The following is an 834-nucleotide window of genomic DNA, read 5'->3' as shown; positions in this document are numbered from 1 at the left end:
ACGAGCTCCGCGGTGAGCTGCGGGTCGGGGGAGCGGTCGTTGACGGCGAGCAGGGTGAAGGGGGTGGCCTGGGGCGCCGACAGGCAGGCGTGGAGGGCGCGCAGGGTCTCGCCGCGGCCCTTGTAGACCGGGACGATGACGACGACGCGGGCCTGCGCGATGGGCAGGGCCCGGGGCAGGCGGTCCCACGCGTCGGCGGCCGGGGCCTCCATGGGCGGGTAGGTGCCGAGATCCTCGGGGCAGCCCATCAGCCCGGCGGCCCGGCCGGTGCGCACATAGTGCAGGAACGGCGACTCCCCGGGACCTAGCAGGTGCCCGTAGGTCTCCCGGTAGAACGCGATCGAGAAGGCCTTGCTCGGGTCCCGGCCCTCGTGCTGCCCGTAGGCGACGAAGTGGGCGAGCGGCCCGCCGGGGGCCCCGGCGGCGTCGGGGTTGCGCTTGGCGTAGAAGGCGGCGTCGAAGAACGGCGCGACCGTCCGGGCCTCGTCGGCCAGCGCCGCCTCCCGCGAATCCGGCGTGCCGTAGCGGGGGTGGAAGGCACCGGCCGCGATGTCGGTGCCGTGCATCAGCGCCGTGGCGAGGCGGTGGACGAGGGGCGCGAGGCCCGTCTCGCGCATCCCGGGATGCGCGTCGGCGTAGGCCTGCCCGTCGAAGTCGGGCCTGGGGTTGCGGCCCTTCTTCCAGCCGGTGTCGCAGTAGTCGCGCACCGCGTCCTGCGCCTCGGACAGGCCGTAGCGCGCCCGGTAGAAGCCGTGGTCGAAATGCCCCGCCACCAGCCGCGCCTGCAGGTCCAGGAACGCGTCCCGCTCGAGGGGCTCCTGCCCGATCGCCCCG

General features: G+C 75.1%; 1 pseudogene. It reads right to left on the bottom strand.

The annotated features are described in order from the left end of the window. Positions 1-834 (bottom strand): annotated as a pseudogene (locus tag ACLBYG_RS31595) (glycosyltransferase); the annotation flags it as partial.

Source organism: Methylobacterium sp. D53M, from assembly GCF_053345625.1.
The sequence above is the reverse complement of the archived record's forward strand: the minus strand, read 5'-3'. Positions and strand labels throughout refer to the sequence as shown.